At 39.4% G+C, this 17772-nt stretch carries 17 protein-coding genes and 1 other annotated feature; of the genes, 15 read left to right on the top strand and 2 right to left on the bottom strand.

Annotated elements, in window-relative coordinates:
• The first annotated feature begins 10 nt into the window (after window positions 1-10).
• The 13 genes from queA to ftsZ all read left to right on the top strand — a co-directional run bounded on the left by queA (window position 11) and on the right by ftsZ (window position 14338).
• Window positions 11-1048: a tRNA preQ1(34) S-adenosylmethionine ribosyltransferase-isomerase QueA gene (queA, locus tag BUA88_RS03750; RefSeq protein WP_072912899.1), complete on the top strand. Its 1038-nt coding sequence runs from the start codon at window positions 11-13 to the stop codon at window positions 1046-1048.
• A gap of 74 nt (window positions 1049-1122) precedes the next feature.
• Window positions 1123-2178, top strand: coding sequence for a phenylalanine--tRNA ligase subunit alpha (locus tag BUA88_RS03745; RefSeq protein WP_072912897.1), 1056 nt, complete (start codon window positions 1123-1125; stop codon window positions 2176-2178).
• Window positions 2179-2192: 14 nt separating this feature from the next.
• Window positions 2193-4553, top strand: a complete 2361-nt coding sequence (gene pheT, locus BUA88_RS03740; RefSeq protein WP_072912895.1) for a phenylalanine--tRNA ligase subunit beta — start codon at window positions 2193-2195, stop codon at window positions 4551-4553.
• A 37-nt stretch (window positions 4554-4590) separates the two neighbouring features.
• Complete coding sequence (locus BUA88_RS03735; protein ID WP_028246660.1) at window positions 4591-4938, top strand: PilZ domain-containing protein; 348 nt, start codon at window positions 4591-4593, stop codon at window positions 4936-4938.
• Between the two features lie 13 nt (window positions 4939-4951).
• A complete protein-coding gene (gene lgt, locus BUA88_RS03730) occupies window positions 4952-5812 on the top strand; it encodes a prolipoprotein diacylglyceryl transferase (RefSeq protein ID WP_072912893.1) in 861 nt (286 codons plus the stop codon).
• A gap of 269 nt (window positions 5813-6081) precedes the next feature.
• Complete coding sequence (gene mraZ / locus BUA88_RS03725) at window positions 6082-6513, top strand: division/cell wall cluster transcriptional repressor MraZ (protein ID WP_028246662.1); 432 nt, start codon at window positions 6082-6084, stop codon at window positions 6511-6513.
• Window positions 6514-6521: 8 nt separating this feature from the next.
• Entirely contained in the window at window positions 6522-7466 is a 945-nt protein-coding gene (rsmH, locus tag BUA88_RS03720; protein WP_072912891.1) for a 16S rRNA (cytosine(1402)-N(4))-methyltransferase RsmH, read from the top strand.
• A 56-nt stretch (window positions 7467-7522) separates the two neighbouring features.
• Window positions 7523-8011, top strand: coding sequence for a hypothetical protein (locus tag BUA88_RS03715; protein ID WP_072912889.1), 489 nt, complete (start codon window positions 7523-7525; stop codon window positions 8009-8011).
• Between the two features lie 14 nt (window positions 8012-8025).
• Window positions 8026-10101 (top strand): peptidoglycan D,D-transpeptidase FtsI family protein, encoded by a 2076-nt coding sequence (locus tag BUA88_RS03710; protein WP_072912887.1) that lies wholly within the window; start codon window positions 8026-8028, stop codon window positions 10099-10101.
• Between the two features lie 11 nt (window positions 10102-10112).
• A complete protein-coding gene (gene mraY, locus BUA88_RS03705) occupies window positions 10113-11060 on the top strand; it encodes a phospho-N-acetylmuramoyl-pentapeptide-transferase (protein ID WP_072912885.1) in 948 nt (315 codons plus the stop codon).
• Window positions 11061-11078: 18 nt separating this feature from the next.
• Window positions 11079-12236: an FtsW/RodA/SpoVE family cell cycle protein gene (locus tag BUA88_RS03700; RefSeq protein WP_072912882.1), complete on the top strand. Its 1158-nt coding sequence runs from the start codon at window positions 11079-11081 to the stop codon at window positions 12234-12236.
• Window positions 12229-12993 carry a cell division protein FtsQ/DivIB gene (locus BUA88_RS03695; RefSeq protein WP_072912879.1) on the top strand — a complete coding sequence of 255 codons (765 nt, stop codon included), beginning with the start codon at window positions 12229-12231 and terminating at the stop codon, window positions 12991-12993. The genes BUA88_RS03700 and BUA88_RS03695 overlap by 8 nt, the downstream gene beginning before the upstream one ends.
• Before the next feature lie 121 nt (window positions 12994-13114).
• Window positions 13115-14338 carry a cell division protein FtsZ gene (gene ftsZ, locus BUA88_RS03690; RefSeq protein WP_072912878.1) on the top strand — a complete coding sequence of 408 codons (1224 nt, stop codon included), beginning with the start codon at window positions 13115-13117 and terminating at the stop codon, window positions 14336-14338.
• A gap of 52 nt (window positions 14339-14390) precedes the next feature.
• Here the strand turns inward: ftsZ and BUA88_RS03685 are convergent, their stop codons facing one another.
• Together BUA88_RS03685 and BUA88_RS16135 are read right to left on the bottom strand one after the other, a co-directional pair.
• Window positions 14391-15128, bottom strand: coding sequence for an ion transporter (locus BUA88_RS03685; RefSeq protein ID WP_072912875.1), 738 nt, complete (start codon window positions 15126-15128; stop codon window positions 14391-14393).
• Window positions 15128-15295: a hypothetical protein gene (locus tag BUA88_RS16135; protein ID WP_159430878.1), complete on the bottom strand. Its 168-nt coding sequence runs from the start codon at window positions 15293-15295 to the stop codon at window positions 15128-15130. The genes BUA88_RS03685 and BUA88_RS16135 overlap by 1 nt, the downstream gene beginning before the upstream one ends.
• A gap of 227 nt (window positions 15296-15522) precedes the next feature.
• Window positions 15523-15763 (top strand) — a binding site (T-box leader).
• A 195-nt stretch (window positions 15764-15958) separates the two neighbouring features.
• On the opposite strand from BUA88_RS16135, the gene trpD reads away from it, so the two are divergent.
• The gene (gene trpD, locus BUA88_RS03680) at window positions 15959-17032 is read left to right on the top strand and encodes an anthranilate phosphoribosyltransferase (protein WP_072912873.1); all 1074 of its coding nucleotides are present in this window, start codon (window positions 15959-15961) and stop codon (window positions 17030-17032) included.
• Entirely contained in the window at window positions 16992-17771 is a 780-nt protein-coding gene (gene trpC / locus BUA88_RS03675) for an indole-3-glycerol phosphate synthase TrpC (protein WP_072912871.1), read from the top strand. The genes trpD and trpC overlap by 41 nt, the downstream gene beginning before the upstream one ends.
• Window position 17772: the final 1 nt, after the last annotated feature.

The raw sequence follows: 17772 nt of genomic DNA, 5'->3' as shown, positions 1-17772 counted from the left end.
AGAAATTAAGATGTTAGTAAAAGATTTTGATTACGAGCTTCCTGAGGAGCTGATAGCTCAGGATCCTCTTGAAAAGAGAAGTAACTCAAGACTTATGGTCTTGGACAAAAACACAGGTGAGACAGTTCATCGCCATTTCTATGATATTAAAGAATATCTCAGACCAGGTGACTGCCTGGTTATCAATAACACTCGTGTTATTCCAGCAAGATTATATGGAGCCAGAGTTGGCTCAGGTGGAAAGGTAGAGATTCTTCTATTAAAGAGACTCAGCGATACTCAGTGGGAGTGTCTTGTTAAGCCAGGTAAGAAAGCACGCCCTGGTATGGAGATTTCCTTTGGAGATGGTCTTTTAATCGGAAAGATTATTGATATTGTTGATGAAGGTAATCGTATCATTGAGTTTTCATACGAAGGTATTTTCGAAGAGATTTTGGATAAGCTTGGTGAGATGCCACTTCCACCATATATAACACATAAGCTTCAGGATAGAGACAGATATCAGACTGTTTATGCGAAGTTTGATGGAAGTGCCGCAGCGCCTACAGCTGGTCTTCATTTTACTTCTGAGCTTCTTGAAGAAGTAAAAGCAATGGGTGTGAAGATAGCAGAGGTTACTCTTCATGTTGGTCTTGGTACATTCCGTCCTGTTAAGGAGGATGAAGTATTAGATCACCATATGCATTCAGAATATTACGAGCTTACACAGGAAGCCTGCGATATTATTAATGAGACAAAGGCTAACGGAGGAAGAGTTATTTCGGTTGGTACTACCAGCACACGTACTCTTGAATCAGCTGCGGAGCCAGGAAAGCCACTTGTTCCAAAGAGCGGATGGACACAGATTTTCATCTATCCTGGTTATGAATTCAAGGTAATAGATTGTCTTATTACCAATTTCCATCTTCCACAGTCTACACTTATTATGTTGGTTTCGGCATTGGCTGGAAGAGAGCATGTGCTTGCAGCATATGAGGAGGCTGTTAAGGAGAGATACAGATTCTTCTCCTTTGGTGATGCTATGATGATTACTGACTTACAGGAGTAGCAGAAGTATTGAATTTAACACTTTCAACTGTTAAAATTTTGACTTAGTGAGAATTTAGTTTAGGGAGGCCACCTATGGTAGATATTATTTCAGAGTTAAGTGCCAAGTTCGAGACAGAACTTCAGAATATTAAGAATTCTGAAGAGCTCGAGAACATCAGAGTTTCATACCTTGGCAAAAAGGGTAGCGTTACTGCTGCCATGAAAGAAATGGGCAAGCTCTCAGCGGAAGAGAAAAAAGAGTTTGGTCAGAAAATTAACATGCTTAAGAACACTGTTGCAGACAAGATTGCTCAGAAGAAGGATGAGCTTGCAGCATTAGAGCTTCAGAAGGAAATCGATAAGGTTCCAGAGTTTGATATTTCCCTTCCAGAACATTTTGATCAGGGAAGCTATCATCCAATCACACTTGTTCAGCGTCAGTGCGAGACTATATTTAAATCAATGGGATTTACCGTTGAGGATTACAGCGAGGTGGTTACAGACTACGAGTGTTTCGAGTCAGTTAATATCCCTAAGTATCATCCTGCCCGTGATATGCAGGATACATATTATCTTGAGAATGGTCAGCTTCTTAAGTCTCAGACTACAGCTGCCCAGAACGCTATTTACAAGAAATATAGAAAGCAGCTTCTTGAGAATGGTACACCTATTAAGGCTATCTTCCCAGGACGTTGTTTCAGAAACGAAGCTACAGATGCATGTCATGAGAATACATTCTTCCAGATGGAAGGTGTTATGGTAGGTAAGGATATTTCTATTTCAAACCTTATCTACTTTATGAAGACTATGCTTTCAGAAGTATTTAGAAGAGATATTAAGGTTCGTCTTCGCCCAGGTTTCTTCCCATTTGTGGAGCCAGGTTTCGAGCTTGATATCAACTGCCTTAACTGTGGCGGGAAAGGCTGTCCTTCATGCAAGCATTCAGGATGGCTTGAGCTTTGCCCATGTGGTATGGTTCATCCAAAGGTTCTTGAAGAGGGCGGTATCGACCCAGAGAAGTACACTGGATTTGCATTTGGCCTTGGTCTTACAAGACTTGCTATGATGAAATATGGTATTAAGGACATCCGTGATTTGAACAGCGGCAATCTTAACAGCTTAGCTCAGTTCACAGATGACGAGCAGTAAGGGAGGACGAATAAATGTTTATTTCAATGAATTGGATCTCTGATTTTGTTGACCTTTCAGGTCTCGACAAGATGGAGCTTATTGCTAAGTTCTCTCTTGCAACAGCAGAGGTTGAAAATGATATTTTCCATAAAGGTGAGGATTTATCAGGTGTAGTTGTTGCTGAGATTAAGTCAGTAGAGGAGCACCCAGAATCGAAGAAGCTTCATCTTTTAAAGGTAGATGCTGGTGATGGAAAGCTTACAGATGTTGTTTGTGGAGCACCAAATGTTCGTGTTGGTATGAAGACAGCTTTTGCAAAGGTTGGGGCAAAGCTTGGTGAAATTACAATTGCGCCACGTCCACTCGCTGGTTTTGAGTCACACGGTATGTGCTGTTCAGAGAAAGAAATCGGAATCTCTGACAATAACGATGGCATCATGGATATCACAGAAGATGTTGCCAACGGAACAGATATCAAGGATTTATACGAAATTGACGATATTATCTTTGAGGTTGATAACAAGTCACTTACAAATCGTCCTGATCTTTGGGGGCACTACGGTATCGCAAGAGAGTTTGCTACAATTGCAAAGCGTCCACTTAAGGAGCTCCCTACAATCGACTTAAGCAAGTACGATAATCTTGAAAAGATTGATCTTAAGATTGAGGATGAGCTTTGCCAGAGATATTCTTCAATCAAGGTAGAAAACGTTGAAAAGAACGTTGCTCCTATGAATATGAGAATTCGTCTTTTCTACTGTGGTATGAGAGGAATCAATCTCCTTACAGACCTTACTAACTACATCATGCTTGAAATGGGTCAGCCAATGCATGCTTTTGATTCTAGAAAGGTTGGCAAGATTCGTATCAAGAGATTTGATAAGCCATTTACTTTCACAACACTTGATGGTGTTGAGAGAAACATAGATGAGAACACTCTTATGATTTGCAACGATAACACACCAGTTGCTATCGCAGGTATCATGGGTGGTCTTGATTCAGAAATCGTGGAGGATACAACACAGCTCACACTTGAGTCAGCTACATTTAATGCTGCTTCAATCAGAAAGAGCGCAGTTCGTCTTGCTCACAGAACAGACGCTTCTGCTCGTTACGAGAAGAGCCTTGACCCTGAGATGACAACAGTTGCTATTGCTCGATTCATGAAGCTTCTTCTTGATATCGATCCAGGAGTAAAGGTTGTGTCAGCGCTTACTGATGAATATGCATTCCATTATCCACACGTTGCCCTTGATTTTGACAAGAACTTTGTGGATAAGTACACTGGTATTGAGATCACAAACGAGCACATTGTGGATACTCTTACAGCTTTAGGTTTTGGGGTTAAGCATGAAGGGGATAACTTCCATGTTGATGTTCCTTCATACCGTGCTACAAAGGATATCAGCTTAAAGGCAGATATTATCGAAGAGATTACACGTATCTACGGTTATGATAACTTTGAATTAGTTACAACAGCTGCTCCTCTTTACCCAGTTCGTATGGACGAGACAAAGAATGTAGAAGACAGAATTAAGGATATTCTTGTTAAGAGATTTAAGCTCCACGAGGTTCATTCTTATGTATGGCAGTATGCTGACGAATATAAGAAGCTTGGAATGGATGTAGAAGAGAATGTTAAGCTTGCAAATTCTACAAACCCTAACATTGAGACACTTAGACGTTCAATGATTCCAACACAGCTTTGCCAGGTTAATTACAATACAGGATATGCTACTGATTTTGGTATTTTCGAAGTTGGTCGCGTTGTTGAGGGACTTAAGGCAGATGGCCTTTGCGATGAGAAGAAGAAACTTTGTATCACATTATTCTCAAAGACAAAGTCACTTGAGAAACTTTATTTTGAGCTTCGCGATATGATCGCTGAGACAGTAGATGATGTTAGAAATAAGGCTCTTACATATAAGAAGCTTGAAGCTACACATTCATATGAGCATCCAAAGAATCTTAATGCCCTTATTCTTGACGGTGTTCAGATTGGTGAAATTGGCGTTGCTCATCCAGTAGTTTCAAAGAAGATTGATAAGAAAGCGGCTATCGTATTTGCAGAAATCGATGTTGAAGCTCTTTCAGATATCAATCCAGAGCCAATAAAATATGAAGAACCATCAAAATATCCATCAATTGAAGTAGATTTATCATTTATTGCCGAGAAATTTTCAGAAATAAATGATACAATAAAAGAAAGTGCTAAGGATATCTTGAAGAAGGTCGGTGTATCTGACGTTTATTCAGATGGAGATAGCAAGTCAATTACCGTAAGATTGCTCTTTGGGGATGATGAGCGTACTCTTACACATGACGAGGTTCAGAATGTAGTTGACGAGATTATTGAGAAGCTTAAGAATAAGGGGATAAATCTTAAAGCTTAAACGGGTAACTACTAATTAATGTATTGGGGGGCATGAGATGGAGGAGAAAAGAAAAAGCAAACGTTTAGACATTGGTGTAAAGGTTGAAATCGAGCGAATTGATGAAGCCAACATAACAACCGTGAAGTACATGGAAGTTGAGGTTACCAATATCTCGAAGACAGGTTTAGCTTTTAGGGTTCCTAATGTTGAATTTGAAATTGGTGCATGTTTTGATGCGAAGATTCAGATTTGGACTAAGGAAACCATTGATTCCGTATTTAAGGTTGTTCGTTCAAACAAGCTTGATGGCGACATCTATGAGTATGGCTGTATTTTTGTTGGAATGACAGATACAGATGCGCTAAAGATTGAAATTTACCAGTTGTTTAGCGACGCAGAATAGAGGAGACATAATTTTGGATTCTAGCATTATTTTTCCAAATCTTCATATCACTTTAAACAATATTGAAAAAGGATTCCACGTCGGGTCCTTTTTCATTGCGTTTTATGGCGTAATTATCGCTATCGGTATGCTGGTTGGGGTTACTTACATTCTTAAAATGGCAAAGCGAGAGGGCTTTGACGAAGACAGATTTCTGGATATCTGTATTATCACTATTATTGTTGGAGTGATAGGAGCCAGATTGTATTATGTTATTTTTGCCTGGGAATATTATAAGGATGATTTCCTGAGCATATTCAATATCAGGCAGGGTGGTCTCGCAATTTATGGTGGTGTTCTTGCTGGTATCGCCTCGGTGGCTGTGCTTTGTAAGATTAGAAAGCATAATTTCCTTCAGGTAATGGATATTTGCATTGGCGGAGTTGTTATTGGTCAGATATTTGGCCGCTGGGGCAACTTCTTCAATAGAGAAGTCTTCGGACAGTATACAGATGGATTGTTTGCTATGCTTCTGCCAATTAATTCTATTAGAAGCCAGTCAGATGTTACTTCTGAGATGCTTACAAACCTTGTGCAGATAAACGGAGTGGATTATATTTCCGTACATCCTACGTTCCTCTATGAGTCTTTATGGAATCTAGGTTTGTTTATCATCATGTTCCTGATGATAAGAAAAAAGAAGTTTCATGGACAAGTATTTTTTACATACCTTTTAGGATATGGAGCGGGACGTTTCTGGATAGAAGGTATACGTACAGATCAGCTTAAGCTTTGGGGAACAAACATCCCAGTATCCCAGGCGTTGGCTGCGATTCTGATTGTTCTTGGAACAGGATTGTATGTATATAACATGAAAAAATTGAAAGAAAATTAAATAAAATTGTATTTTTTTAGATACAATCTTCGACATCGGTGCTTCCGATGTCTTTTTTTTATGTCTTTTTTAGCATATTTTGTGCCAATAGTGGGAGAGCTCACCACTTTATACCACATGTGGGGAATATTGATTTTACGGGCTTCGCGGGTTGCATAGAACTGTGATTTGGTTTAGAATGTAGTTAAAAGTGGAGGAAAGTGGAACAAAAGTGTCATAAAGTGGTGGATGTGGAGACAGTCTACCATTTAGAAAGGAGGAAGTGTCTCATGTTCATGGGCGAATACAGTCACAATTTAGACGCGAAGAACCGTCTTATTATGCCTGCTAAGTTTCGTGAGCAGTTGGGAGATCACTTCGTTGCCACTAAGGGACTTGATGGTTGCCTTTTCGTTTATCCACTTAGCGAATGGCAGACTATCGAGGAAAAGTTCCGCGAGATTCCACGTACCACAAAGGATGCTAGAAAGTTCTCCAGATTCTTCTTTGCAGGAGCTGCAGAATGCGACATTGATAAGCAGGGAAGAGTACTTATTCCAGCCACATTAAAAGAATATGCTGGAATTGATAAAGAGGTTGTTTCCGTTGGCGTTCTTAACCGAATTGAAATTTGGTCTAAGGAGCGCTGGATAGAGGAAGGTACCTATGACGATATGGATGAAATTGCAGAGCATATGGCTGAATTAGGCCTTGGAATTTAAGGAGTTAAATGGAATTTAATCATTATTCAGTTCTCTTACATGAGACAGTGGACAATTTAAATATTAAGCCTGACGGAATTTATGTTGATGGAACATTAGGGGGTGGCGGCCATTCATTTGAAATTGCAAGTCATCTTACTACAGGACATCTTTACGGATTTGATCAGGACACCGACGCCCTGAAGGCAGCTGGGGAGAGGCTTGCTTGCTACGGGGATAAGGTCACCAGAATTCATAGTAACTATGAATTCATGAAGGAGCGTCTTGCTGAGCTTGGCGTTACTAAGGTGGATGGCATTATGCTCGACCTTGGTGTTTCCAGCTTCCAGCTTGATGAGGCAGACAGAGGATTTACATACAGAGTTGAGGATGCTCCTTTGGATATGCGTATGGACAAGGATAATCCTATGACGGCGGCTGACATTGTTAATACTTATTCAGCTGAGGATTTAACCCGAGTCCTATACACATATGGTGAAGAGAAGTTCTCTAAGCAGATTGTTAAGAACATTATTAAGGAGAGAGAAAAGGCTCCAATACTTACAGCTGGTCAGCTCAATAAAATTATCGCCGAAAGTATTCCAAAGAAAGCTCAGGTTGGTCAGGGACATCCATCTAAGAGAACCTATCAGGCTCTTAGAATTGAATTAAACAGAGAGCTAACAGTTCTTGAAGATCATATAGATGACATGATCGATTTACTTAATCCAGGTGGAAGACTTTGCATCATCACCTTCCATTCATTGGAGGACAGAATTACAAAGGTTGCCTTTAAGAGGAATGAGGACCCTTGTACCTGCCCAAAGAATTTTCCGGTTTGTGTATGTGGAAAAAAGTCAAAGGGTAAGGTGGTTACGAGAAAACCAATTTTACCTAGTGATGAGGAGCTGGAGGCAAACTCTCGCTCGAAGAGTGCAAAGCTTAGAGTATTCGAACGTGGTGACGAAGCCTAAGCAATAAGAGAAATATTACTAGTTTTAATTGCTAGTTGGGATAGAGGAATAGAGATATGCAGGAATTAAAGACTTACTACTACAACGATGGCAACGCCGTCCGCAAAGAGACTGAATATCAGATGCGTCCGGCTAGAAGTCTGCCTACACGTGAGCAGCGTGAGAGGGAGAAGAGAGAAGATGCCATTCGTCGTCAAAAGATTACAGATAGAAGACGTGCGGCCGCACTTAGAAAGAATAGATTGTTAACAGGCTATATGATTATGGCAGTTATACTTACTTGCCTTATGTTAGTTAGCTATGTTTCTCTTCAGACTAATGTTACAACAAGAATGAGCCATATTGCAGATATGGAAAATGAGCTTTCTACTATCAATGCAGATAACAACGCAGCAGAGAGTAGAATTGCTACAAATACCAATCTTTCGGATATAAAAGACAAGGCAATAAATGAGTTGGGAATGGTATATGCAACCAGCAACCAAATAGTGTATTATAGTATAGATGGTGCTGACTACATGAGTCAGTACAAGGATATACCATAGGAAGATAATGCATAATGCCTAGTAATAAAAAACGAAGAAGAATAAAACCAAATAAAAAAATCTTAAAAAGAATGCAAAGAAAACTCTGGCTGGTCTTTGGAGTTGTTTGTATTCTTTTTGTTGTTCTAATAGGTCGTATTATGTACATCCAGTACACCAGCGGAGATAAATACGAAAAGATTGTTTTAGCCCAGCAAAAATACGACAGCACGATTATTCCTTTTCAAAGAGGAAACATTGTTGATACCAGAGGAACAGTACTTGCTACCAGTGTGGATGTTTACAACGTTATTCTTGATAGCAAGGTGCTTAATGAAAATGAAAAGAAAGCTAAGGATAAAAATAAGGATAGCTGTATTACAGCTACGGTAAACCTTGTAGCAGAATGCTTTCCTGAAATAGATAAAGAAAAGATTAGAACTCAGCTTGAGAAACATCCAAAATCAGCATATTTTGTTCTGGCAAAAAAGGTTCCCTATGAAGAGATGGCTGCATTTGAAGAGAAGAAAGCTTCAAAAGAAAACAAAGGAAAGGTTTTTGGTATCTGGTTTGAAAAGGAATATGTAAGACAGTATCCATACGGAAGTCTTGGGGCCGCCACTATAGGTTATGCTAGTAGCGGTAATGTTGGTGTAATCGGTCTTGAAAATAAATATTCCAATGTATTAAATGGAATTAATGGTCGTACCTACGGTTATCTTAATTCAGACAGTAACTTAGAGCAGACTACTATCGACGCTACAAATGGTAACAACATTGTTTTATCACTTGATGTAAACATTCAGACTATTGCAGAAAATGCAATTAAGGAATGGAATGATAAAACAATGGCACAGTGGAATGCTGATCATCCAGATGAACCAGAATATCAGGGTTCCCTTCACACTGCAGCTCTTGTAATGAATCCTAATACAGGTGAGATTCTGGCTATGGCACAGTATCCATCCTTCGATTTGAATAATCCAAGGGATTTATCTGCGTATTATACAGAAGAGCAAATCGCAGAAATGTCCACAGATGACAAGATGGATAAGCTCAACAAAATCTGGCAGAATTTCCCAATTACATATACTTATGAGCCTGGTTCTACCTTCAAGCCATTCACTGTAGCTATGGGGTTGGAAACTGGTGCTTTGAACGGAAATGAGACATACTTTTGTGATGGTGGTGAGATGATTTCTGGCTATCCAAAGCTTGTCAAGTGTGTTGCCCATAAAAAGGGCGGACATGGTACACAGACTATAGCTGAAGCCCTTTCCAATTCATGTAATGATGCTTTGATGCAGATGGTAAGAGTGATTGGCCCAGATACATTTGCAGATTATCAGTCAGTTTTTGGATTTGGTCAAAAGACAGGAATTGATCTTACTGGAGAGGCTAGTACAGCAGGATTGATTTACAGTAAGGATGATTTGCATTCAGCAATCAACCTTGCAACAAACTCATTTGGACAGAACTTTAATACAACTATGATTCAGCTTGGAACTGGTTTTTGTTCTTTGGTAAATGGTGGAAATTTATATGAACCTCATTTGGTTAAAAAGATAACCGATTCAAATGGAAACACAGTTAGTGAGATAGAGCCTACACTTCTTAAGAAAACAGTTTCAAAAGAAGTTAGTGATATGCTAAAAGAGTATCTTCACTTCGTAGTATCTGACGGAACAGGAAAGACAGCAGGAGTAAATGGCTATACTATCGGTGGAAAGACCGGTACTGCCGAGAAGCTTCCTCGAGGAAATCACAAGTATCTGGTATCATTCATTGGTTTTGCACCGGTGGAGAATCCTCAGCTTGTTGTATATGTTATTGTAGACGAGCCTGGTGTAGGTGCTGAGGGCGACAATCAGGCCCACAGTAGCTTCGCACAGGAAATTGTACACAATATTTTCGAACAGGCATTACCTTATATGGGGGTGGAGTCATCCCTTACAGAAGAGGAGGAGGCTGCTGCAGCATCAGCACTTACAGAGGCCGCTCAGCAGAGCGAACCAGATGAAGGAGTAGCGGAAGATACTCCAGAGGGCGGCGAATCTACAGCCGACCCGTCCGTAACACCAGACAATGGTAACGAAGAAGAGAACAATTAAGGAGTTTTATTATGTTAGAAGTTTTTTTACCTATGTTAATTTCATTTTTTATAGTAGTTGCGCTTAGTCCTATATGTATTCCGCTTTTGAGACGTCTTAAGATGGGAAACACTGAGCGTGAGTACATCAAGGAGCACAAGGCTAAGAACGGAACACCTTCCATGGGCGGTATAATGATTCTTATTGCTTTTGCAGTTGTTGGTCTGTTTTTTGCAAGAACAGCTCCACACATCTATCCAATTGTTTTTCTTACTGTAGGCTTCGGTGTACTTGGCTTTGTAGATGATTTACTCAAGGCTTTGAAGCGTAGTTCGGATGGTCTTAAGGCATGGCAGAAGATGCTTGGTCAGATTGTTTTAACAACAGGTTTTGCTGTATATATGGTAAAGTTTTCGGATGTATCACTAGAGCTTAGAATTCCAGCTACAGGAGCATTTGTTGATATCAGCTGGCTTTCAGTACCGCTTCTTTTCCTTGCAGTTCTTGGAACAGTTAATGGTGCAAACTTCACAGATGGTCTTGATGGACTTGCAACTTCAGTTACACTTGCAATTGCAGGATTTTGGGGTCTTGTAGCTATTCACCTTTCTTCAGATATTACTCCAGCAATTGCAGCTATGATTGGTGCATTGTTTGGATTTTTAATGTTTAATGTCCACCCAGCAAAGATTTTTATGGGTGATACAGGTTCACTTGCACTTGGCGCATTTGTTGTATCTGTAGCATATACTTTACAGATGCCAATCTTTATCATTGTTGTAGCACTTATATATCTTGCAGAGGTTCTTTCAGTAATTCTTCAGGTGGGATATTTTAAGATGACAGGTGGAAAGAGAATTTTTAGAATGGCACCAATTCATCATCACTATGAGCTTGGTGGATGGTCTGAGGTTAAGGTTGTTGCTGTGTTTACTACAGTTACAATTTTCTTATGCACATTTGCATATTTTTTGGTATAGGGGAGTTAATTTAGTTTTATGAAAAGAGACAAGGAGCTGGCCGCCTCGAGAAGAGAGGCCAGACAACGAAAAAAATTAAAAAAGCTATTGAATTTTGATTACACTCTGCTTTTTATCGTTGTGTTTATTTTAGCCTTCGGTCTGGTTATGCTTTACAGTACTTCTGCTTATGCAGCATCTCTTAAATTTGGAAATTCCATTTACTATCTTAAAAAGCAGATGTTCGCAGCTGGTCTTGGATTTATTGGCATGAGCTTTTTTACTAAGGTTGATTACAGAAGGTGGAGCGCCTTTGTTATTCCATTTTATACTATAGCCTTTGTGTTATGCTTAATGGTTAATTTTGTAGGTACGGAATTAAATGGTTCTAGCCGTTGGCTTAATATTGCCGGAGTTTCTGTTCAGCCGTCGGAGATTGCAAAGGTATCAGTTATTTTGCTAATTGCCTTTGTTATTGACAGGGCACCAAAAAAGCAGCGTACTGTTCAGGGAACTATACGCACATTGCTTCTTACTATACCGGTTTTAGGTGTAGTTGCATACAATAACTTATCTACGGCCATTATTATTGCAGGAATTGCATTTGTTATGACATTTGTTGCGTCACCAAAATACAGGCCATTTTTTCTTGCAGGTGCTGGATTCTTTTTCCTTGGTCTTTTGGCAATCCATTTTGTAAGTTATAGAGCACAGCGTATTGCAGCGTGGCTAAATCCAGAGGCTTATATCGAAGAGACTGGTTTCCAGATTCTTCAGGGACTCTACGCTATCGGTAGTGGAGGATTGTTTGGAAAAGGCCTGGGTGGCAGCATGCAGAAGTATATTGTGCCAGAGGCTCAGAATGATATGATTTTCTCTATTATCTGTGAAGAATTAGGTGTATTTGGCGCGGTTTGTATCATTCTTTTATACATCCTTCTTCTCTACAGATTACTGTTTATTGCAACGCATGCTAAGGATATGTTTGGCTCATATATATGCATAGGGATTATGGCTCACATTGCACTTCAGGTTGTACTTAACATTGCAGTTGTTACCAATTCTATTCCAAATACAGGTGTATCTCTTCCGCTGATAAGTTATGGTGGTACATCGGTAGCTATTCTATTATCAGAATTTGGATTAGCCCTTAGTGTTTCTAAGAATATGGATTTTGATTCGGAGGAATATGAGTAAAAGAAGTCGAAGACGTAGAAAAGCTTTTTTGCTTATTCTTATAGAGTTAATATTAGCTATAGTTATTGTGGCATCCTTACTGGCAGTAGGAGCGTACATCCTTTGCCCAATAAAGGAGCTTTCTGTGGAGGGAACGGATCTTTACACACCTGATGAGATAAAGAACTATATTCTAGATGATGAATATTCCGGCAACGCTATTTATGCATACGGAAAGAATAAACTCTTTCCAAAGGGGGATGCGGAATTTATTGAGTCTTTTGATGTTAAGCTCACAGGCATGAACTCAATTACAATTGTGTGTAATGAGAAGAAGATTCTTGGATATATCCCTCAGGAGGATGGAAAGTACATCTACTTTAACTATAGTGGAGAAATAGTCGAGATTAGCGAGACCTTTGTGGATAGAGGATACATGAAGGTGGAGGGAGTAAACTGTGAAGATCCAGAAATTGGAGTCAAGCTTCCAATAGGAAAGGAACAGATAGGATATCTCACTTCATTAATCAAGATATTAAATAAAAATGATTTGATGCCAAATGTGGTTTCATATGATGAAGATGGACGTATTACATTGTCATATGACACCTATAATATATCTCTTGGAAGTAGTGTTTATCTGGAAGAGAAGATAGACCGAGCACTGCGTATACTGCCACAGTTGGAAGGAATGGTTGGAACACTACATCTTGAGAATTATTCCAGCTCCAGCACAGATATTGTATTCGAAAAGGACTCTGCGGAGGAAGAAAATTAACTTTTTTTGATAAAAAACGGTTGATAAATAGAGTGAAAAAATATAATATTATATATAGTATTTTGGTATTAGAGAATTTGTTTAACCTCCCTTGAGGTTTAATAATAAGGAGGATAAAGTTTTGATTAACATTACGACTGACGAGACAGGGGCTCCTGTCAGAATCATTGTTGTAGGCGTAGGCGGCGCCGGCAATAATGCTGTAAAGCGTATGGTTGAAGAGGGAATTGGGGGAGTTGAGTTCATTGGCATCAACACTGATAAGCAGGCGTTGGATTTATGCAAAGCGCCTACTCTTTTAGCTATAGGTGAGAAAACAACAGGTGGAAAAGGCGCTGGCGCTAATCCAGAGGTAGGTATGAAGTCTGCTGAGGAGAGTGCAGAGGATATTTCAGCAGCTATTAAGGGTGCTGATATGGTATTCATCACATGTGGTATGGGTGGTGGTACTGGTACAGGTGCTGCTCCAGTTGTTGCAAGAATCGCAAAAGAACAGGGCATCCTTACAGTAGGTATCGTTACTAAGCCTTTCCAGTTCGAAGGAAAGCCACGTATGAACAATGCCCTTAATGGTATTGAAAGATTAAAGGAGAGTGTGGATACTCTTATTGTTATCCCTAACCAGAAGCTTGTTGAAATCTGCAACAAGTCTATGGGTATTGGAGAGAGCTTCCGTATGGCAGATCAGGTACTTCATCAGTCTGTTCAGGGTATCACAGATCTCATTACAAAGAATTCACTTATTAACCTTGACTTCGCAGATGTTCAGACTGTTATGAAGGATAAGGGCTTAGCACATGTAGGTATCGGTTCTGCAAAGGGTGATGAGAAGGCTCTTGAGGCTGTTAAGGCAGCTGTTGCTTCTCCACTTCTTGAGACAAGCATCCAGGGTGCTACAGATGTTATCGTTAATATCTGTGGTGATGTTGGTCTTAATGATGCAAACGAGGCTACATCTTATGTTCAGGATATGACAGGTGCAGATGCAAATATCATCCTTGGTATCACAGTTGATGAGACTATGGACGACGAAGTATCTGTTACAGTTATTGCTACAGGTCTTGGTGAGCCAGTTTCTACACCAACAGGTGCATTCCGCAATTCTGCTGGTATGGTTTACAACTCACAGCCTAGACAGTCTAGCGCAGATTTACTTGCTAGCATGCAGCGTACAGTAGCTCCAGCTGGTCAGGCAGGTGTTACAAATCCTACACCAGTAGTTAACAGACCTGTTACACCTACACCATCTATTCAGAAGCCAGTTACACCAGTGGCTCCTACAGAGAGCTCAGTTCCAGAGCTCAACATTAAGATGCCAGATTTCATGAGCTCAATTAAGAAATAGTTTTGAATTAGCAAAGGCACTGCATATGCAGTGCCTTTTTTGTGTATTGAATTTATAACTCATATTTACTTTTTTTCTTGGTAATTTCTGCCATATAAGCCGCTGTGATAATACCAGTCGGCAGTGCAATGACAGCCATTCCTACTAACGCAGAAATCATTGTTATAAATCGGCCTATCGGTGTGACAGGAGATATATCACCATATCCGATAGTTGTAATTGAAATAGTCGCCCAATATAGAGCATCGAAAAATGTATCAAATAGGTCTGGTTCCAGCTGATATATTAACATAGCTGATACCACTATATAAACGATGATAAGTATTAGTACCGCCAAAAGCTGTGCTTTAACTTTTCTCACTACATTAGCAATGATAATCATTGTTTTTGAGTATCTAACCAGCTTGAGAACCCTAAAGATTCTAAAAAGTCTAAATAGAGAAATTATGGTTGAAACTGGAAAGAAGATATATAACACAGGTGAAATTGACAGTAAGTCAAATAACGCTAAAGGTGTAAAAATATATGCTATGTAGGCTCTATAATTCTTGTATCCCATCTTATAATCTGCAGTATATATTCTGGCTATATAATCAATTATGAACAGAATACTTACAGATATGTCTATGATAAGAGTGAGTGTGTTATTTCCTTTTTGAGTCAAAGGAACAAGACCTACAATAATAGCTACAGTCATAAGCCTGTCGTAGGCGCGGCTAGAAATATCACCTATAGAAGATACTTCTAACACCTCATAAATTCTTCGTTTGAAATCGTATTGAGTTTCCATTAGATGTTACCACCTTTGATAAACGCTATGAGTCCAAGAATAATTAATGCAATGGTAAGGATATTACATAGCAGTACAAAAGCTCGTGCCTGTTTGGTATGTATATCCTTTGTTATTCCGGAATCGCTTATTAATATATCTTTGCTTTTTTTCTCTTTTATATTCATAGATACACTCTCCTAAATTAGATATTATCATCTGAGTGTGAAAAAATATTATACACATTATGTAGATTTTCGTATCTTTATCACAAAAGTTTACTTGCAAAAAAAGTATGATGTGGAAGGTGTAAGATCCATTTTTTGTAAATCATGATTTTATTTTAAAAATAATCTGAAATATTGTATTGACACATACTAATTGTGATGATATATTTACTTCAACATAATAAAGTATTAAACCGATGAGGGAGAAGAGTACCTCTACATGATTCTTTAGAGAGAGCTGCGATGGTGGGATGCAGTAAGATAGTGTTTTGGGAATGGACTCCTGAGGGCGTGAGGAAATAGCTGTTAGCTAGAGTATTGCACGACGTAAGACATACGTTAGTTGTCAGGGATATGATAGTATCCTGTAAGAGCATGAGTATTCATGAATTCAAGGTGGCACCGCGGAATAAAATTTTCGTCCTTGATGGAAACGTAACCTAGCGTTTCTATCAAGGACTTTTTAGTTTAGAGCGGCTAGAAAAACTAGGTAAGCGCGAGCAGGAAGGCTCCATGCAAGCTAGGAAGGAACCCGAAGGGGAGGTTGCCTAGCGAAGTATGGAAGGTGGCCTGCGGGAGCATAAAAAAACAGGATGCTGCTCAATAGTAGAAAGGAGAATAAAAATGATAAAAGAAGCAATTGTAAAAATCGTAAACAAAGGAGACCTTACATATGATGAGGCCTATCAGGTAATGAATGAGATTATGAATGGAGAAACATCGCAGACTCAGAACGCTGCTTTCCTTGCAGCACTTTCTACAAAGAGTGCAAAGGCTGAGACAACAGATGAAATCGCAGGATGTGCTGCAGCCATGAGAGAACATGCATTGAAAGTAGAAACTGGTATGGATGTTTTTGAAATAGTTGGAACTGGTGGAGACAATGCGCACAGCTTTAATATTTCTACAACTTCTGCATTAGTAGCAGCTGCTGGTGGAATGAAAGTTGCAAAACATGGAAACAGAGCAGCATCTTCACTTTGTGGAACAGCCGATTGTCTTGAAGCACTTGGTGTAAATATCCAGCAGGACCCAGAAAAGTGTGTGGAGCTATTGGATAAAGTAGGAATGTGCTTCTTCTTCGCTCAGAAATATCACACATCAATGAAGTATGTAGGAGCAATCAGAAAAGAGCTTGGATTTAGAACAGTATTTAATATCTTAGGACCTCTTACAAATCCAGCTACTCCTTCAATGCAGCTTCTTGGTGTATATGATGAGTATCTAGTTGAGCCACTTGCACAGGTTCTTGTAAGCCTTGGCGTAAAGAGAGGTATGGTTGTATATGGTATGGACAAGCTTGATGAGATTTCATTAAGCGCTCCTACTAAAATTTGTGAGATTTATAATGGCGAGTTGCTTACATACACAATTAAGCCAGAAGATTTTGGATTTAACAGATGTACAAAGGAAGACTTAAAGGGAGGCACACCTGAGGAGAATGCAAAGATCACTAGAGAAATCTTAAACGGTGCAAAGGGTGCTAAGAGAGATGCAGTTCTTTTGAACGCTGGAGCTTCACTTTTTATTGGTGGAAAAGCTGAGAGCTTTTCAGAGGGAATTAAGTTGGCTGCTGAAATCATTGATTCAGGAAAAGCACTTGAAACATTAGAGAAATTTATTTTAGTTAGCAATGAGATTAAAGCAGGAGAGGCAGATGAACATACTACAGCAGCTAGGGCAGCATGCAACGCATAGAGTTGAGGAAGCAAAAAAGCAAGTTTCTTTAGAGGAATTAAAGGAAAAGGCTACAAGTCTTCCAAAGGGGAGCTTCGAATTTGAAGAAGCCCTTAAGAAACCAGGTATCAGTTTTATATGTGAATGCAAAAAGGCATCTCCTTCAAAGGGAATCATTGTAGAAGAATTTGATTATCTTAGGATAGCAAAGGATTATGAAAAGGCTGGAGCAGACTGCATATCAGTTCTTACCGAACCAAAATGGTTTTTAGGCAGTGATGATTATCTTAGAGAAATAGCAAATACGGTAAAGATTCCATGTATAAGAAAAGATTTTACTGTAGATGAATATATGATTTACGAGGCAAAGGTTCTTGGAGCCAAGGCGGTACTTCTTATATGTGCGATTCTTACTGAAGAACAGATAAGAGAATATATTCGTATATGCGATAATCTGGGACTTAGTGCTTTGGTGGAAGCGCATGATGCTGACGAAGTTAAAATGGCAATAAGAGCAGGGGCACGCCTGATTGGTGTTAATAACAGAAATTTAAAGGATTTTTCGGTAGATACAGGTAATAGCAGAAACCTTAGAGAAATGGTTCCAAAGGATGTGATATTCGTATCAGAAAGTGGTATTAAGGGACCAGAAGATATAAAGCTTCTAAAGGATTCCAAAGTAGATGCGGTCCTTATTGGCGAGACGTTGATGAAGGCAGAAGATAAAGCAGCAAAACTTAGAGAGTTAAGAGGAAATTGAT

Source organism: Pseudobutyrivibrio xylanivorans DSM 14809 (assembly GCF_900141825.1).
Lineage (GTDB): Bacteria > Bacillota > Clostridia > Lachnospirales > Lachnospiraceae > Pseudobutyrivibrio > Pseudobutyrivibrio xylanivorans.
The sequence above is the reverse complement of the archived record's forward strand: the minus strand, read 5'-3'. Positions and strand labels throughout refer to the sequence as shown.

What these genes read in the sequence shown, in the direction of transcription:
- queA (WP_072912899.1), top strand. Translation starts at nt 11, where the DNA reads ATGTTAGTAAAAGATTTTGATTACGAGCTTCCTGAGGAGCTGATAGCT.
- BUA88_RS03745 (WP_072912897.1), top strand. Translation starts at nt 1,123, where the DNA reads ATGGTAGATATTATTTCAGAGTTAAGTGCCAAGTTCGAGACAGAACTT.
- pheT (WP_072912895.1), top strand. Translation starts at nt 2,193, where the DNA reads ATGTTTATTTCAATGAATTGGATCTCTGATTTTGTTGACCTTTCAGGT.
- BUA88_RS03735 (WP_028246660.1), top strand. Translation starts at nt 4,591, where the DNA reads ATGGAGGAGAAAAGAAAAAGCAAACGTTTAGACATTGGTGTAAAGGTT.
- mraZ (WP_028246662.1), top strand. Translation starts at nt 6,082, where the DNA reads ATGTTCATGGGCGAATACAGTCACAATTTAGACGCGAAGAACCGTCTT.
- rsmH (WP_072912891.1), top strand. Translation starts at nt 6,522, where the DNA reads ATGGAATTTAATCATTATTCAGTTCTCTTACATGAGACAGTGGACAAT.
- BUA88_RS03715 (WP_072912889.1), top strand. Translation starts at nt 7,523, where the DNA reads ATGCAGGAATTAAAGACTTACTACTACAACGATGGCAACGCCGTCCGC.
- BUA88_RS03710 (WP_072912887.1), top strand. Translation starts at nt 8,026, where the DNA reads ATGCCTAGTAATAAAAAACGAAGAAGAATAAAACCAAATAAAAAAATC.
- mraY (WP_072912885.1), top strand. Translation starts at nt 10,113, where the DNA reads ATGTTAGAAGTTTTTTTACCTATGTTAATTTCATTTTTTATAGTAGTT.
- BUA88_RS03700 (WP_072912882.1), top strand. Translation starts at nt 11,079, where the DNA reads ATGAAAAGAGACAAGGAGCTGGCCGCCTCGAGAAGAGAGGCCAGACAA.
- BUA88_RS03695 (WP_072912879.1), top strand. Translation starts at nt 12,229, where the DNA reads ATGAGTAAAAGAAGTCGAAGACGTAGAAAAGCTTTTTTGCTTATTCTT.
- BUA88_RS03685 (WP_072912875.1), bottom strand. Translation starts at nt 15,128, where the DNA reads ATGGAAACTCAATACGATTTCAAACGAAGAATTTATGAGGTGTTAGAA.
- BUA88_RS16135 (WP_159430878.1), bottom strand. Translation starts at nt 15,295, where the DNA reads ATGAATATAAAAGAGAAAAAAAGCAAAGATATATTAATAAGCGATTCC.
- trpD (WP_072912873.1), top strand. Translation starts at nt 15,959, where the DNA reads ATGATAAAAGAAGCAATTGTAAAAATCGTAAACAAAGGAGACCTTACA.
- trpC (WP_072912871.1), top strand. Translation starts at nt 16,992, where the DNA reads ATGAACATACTACAGCAGCTAGGGCAGCATGCAACGCATAGAGTTGAG.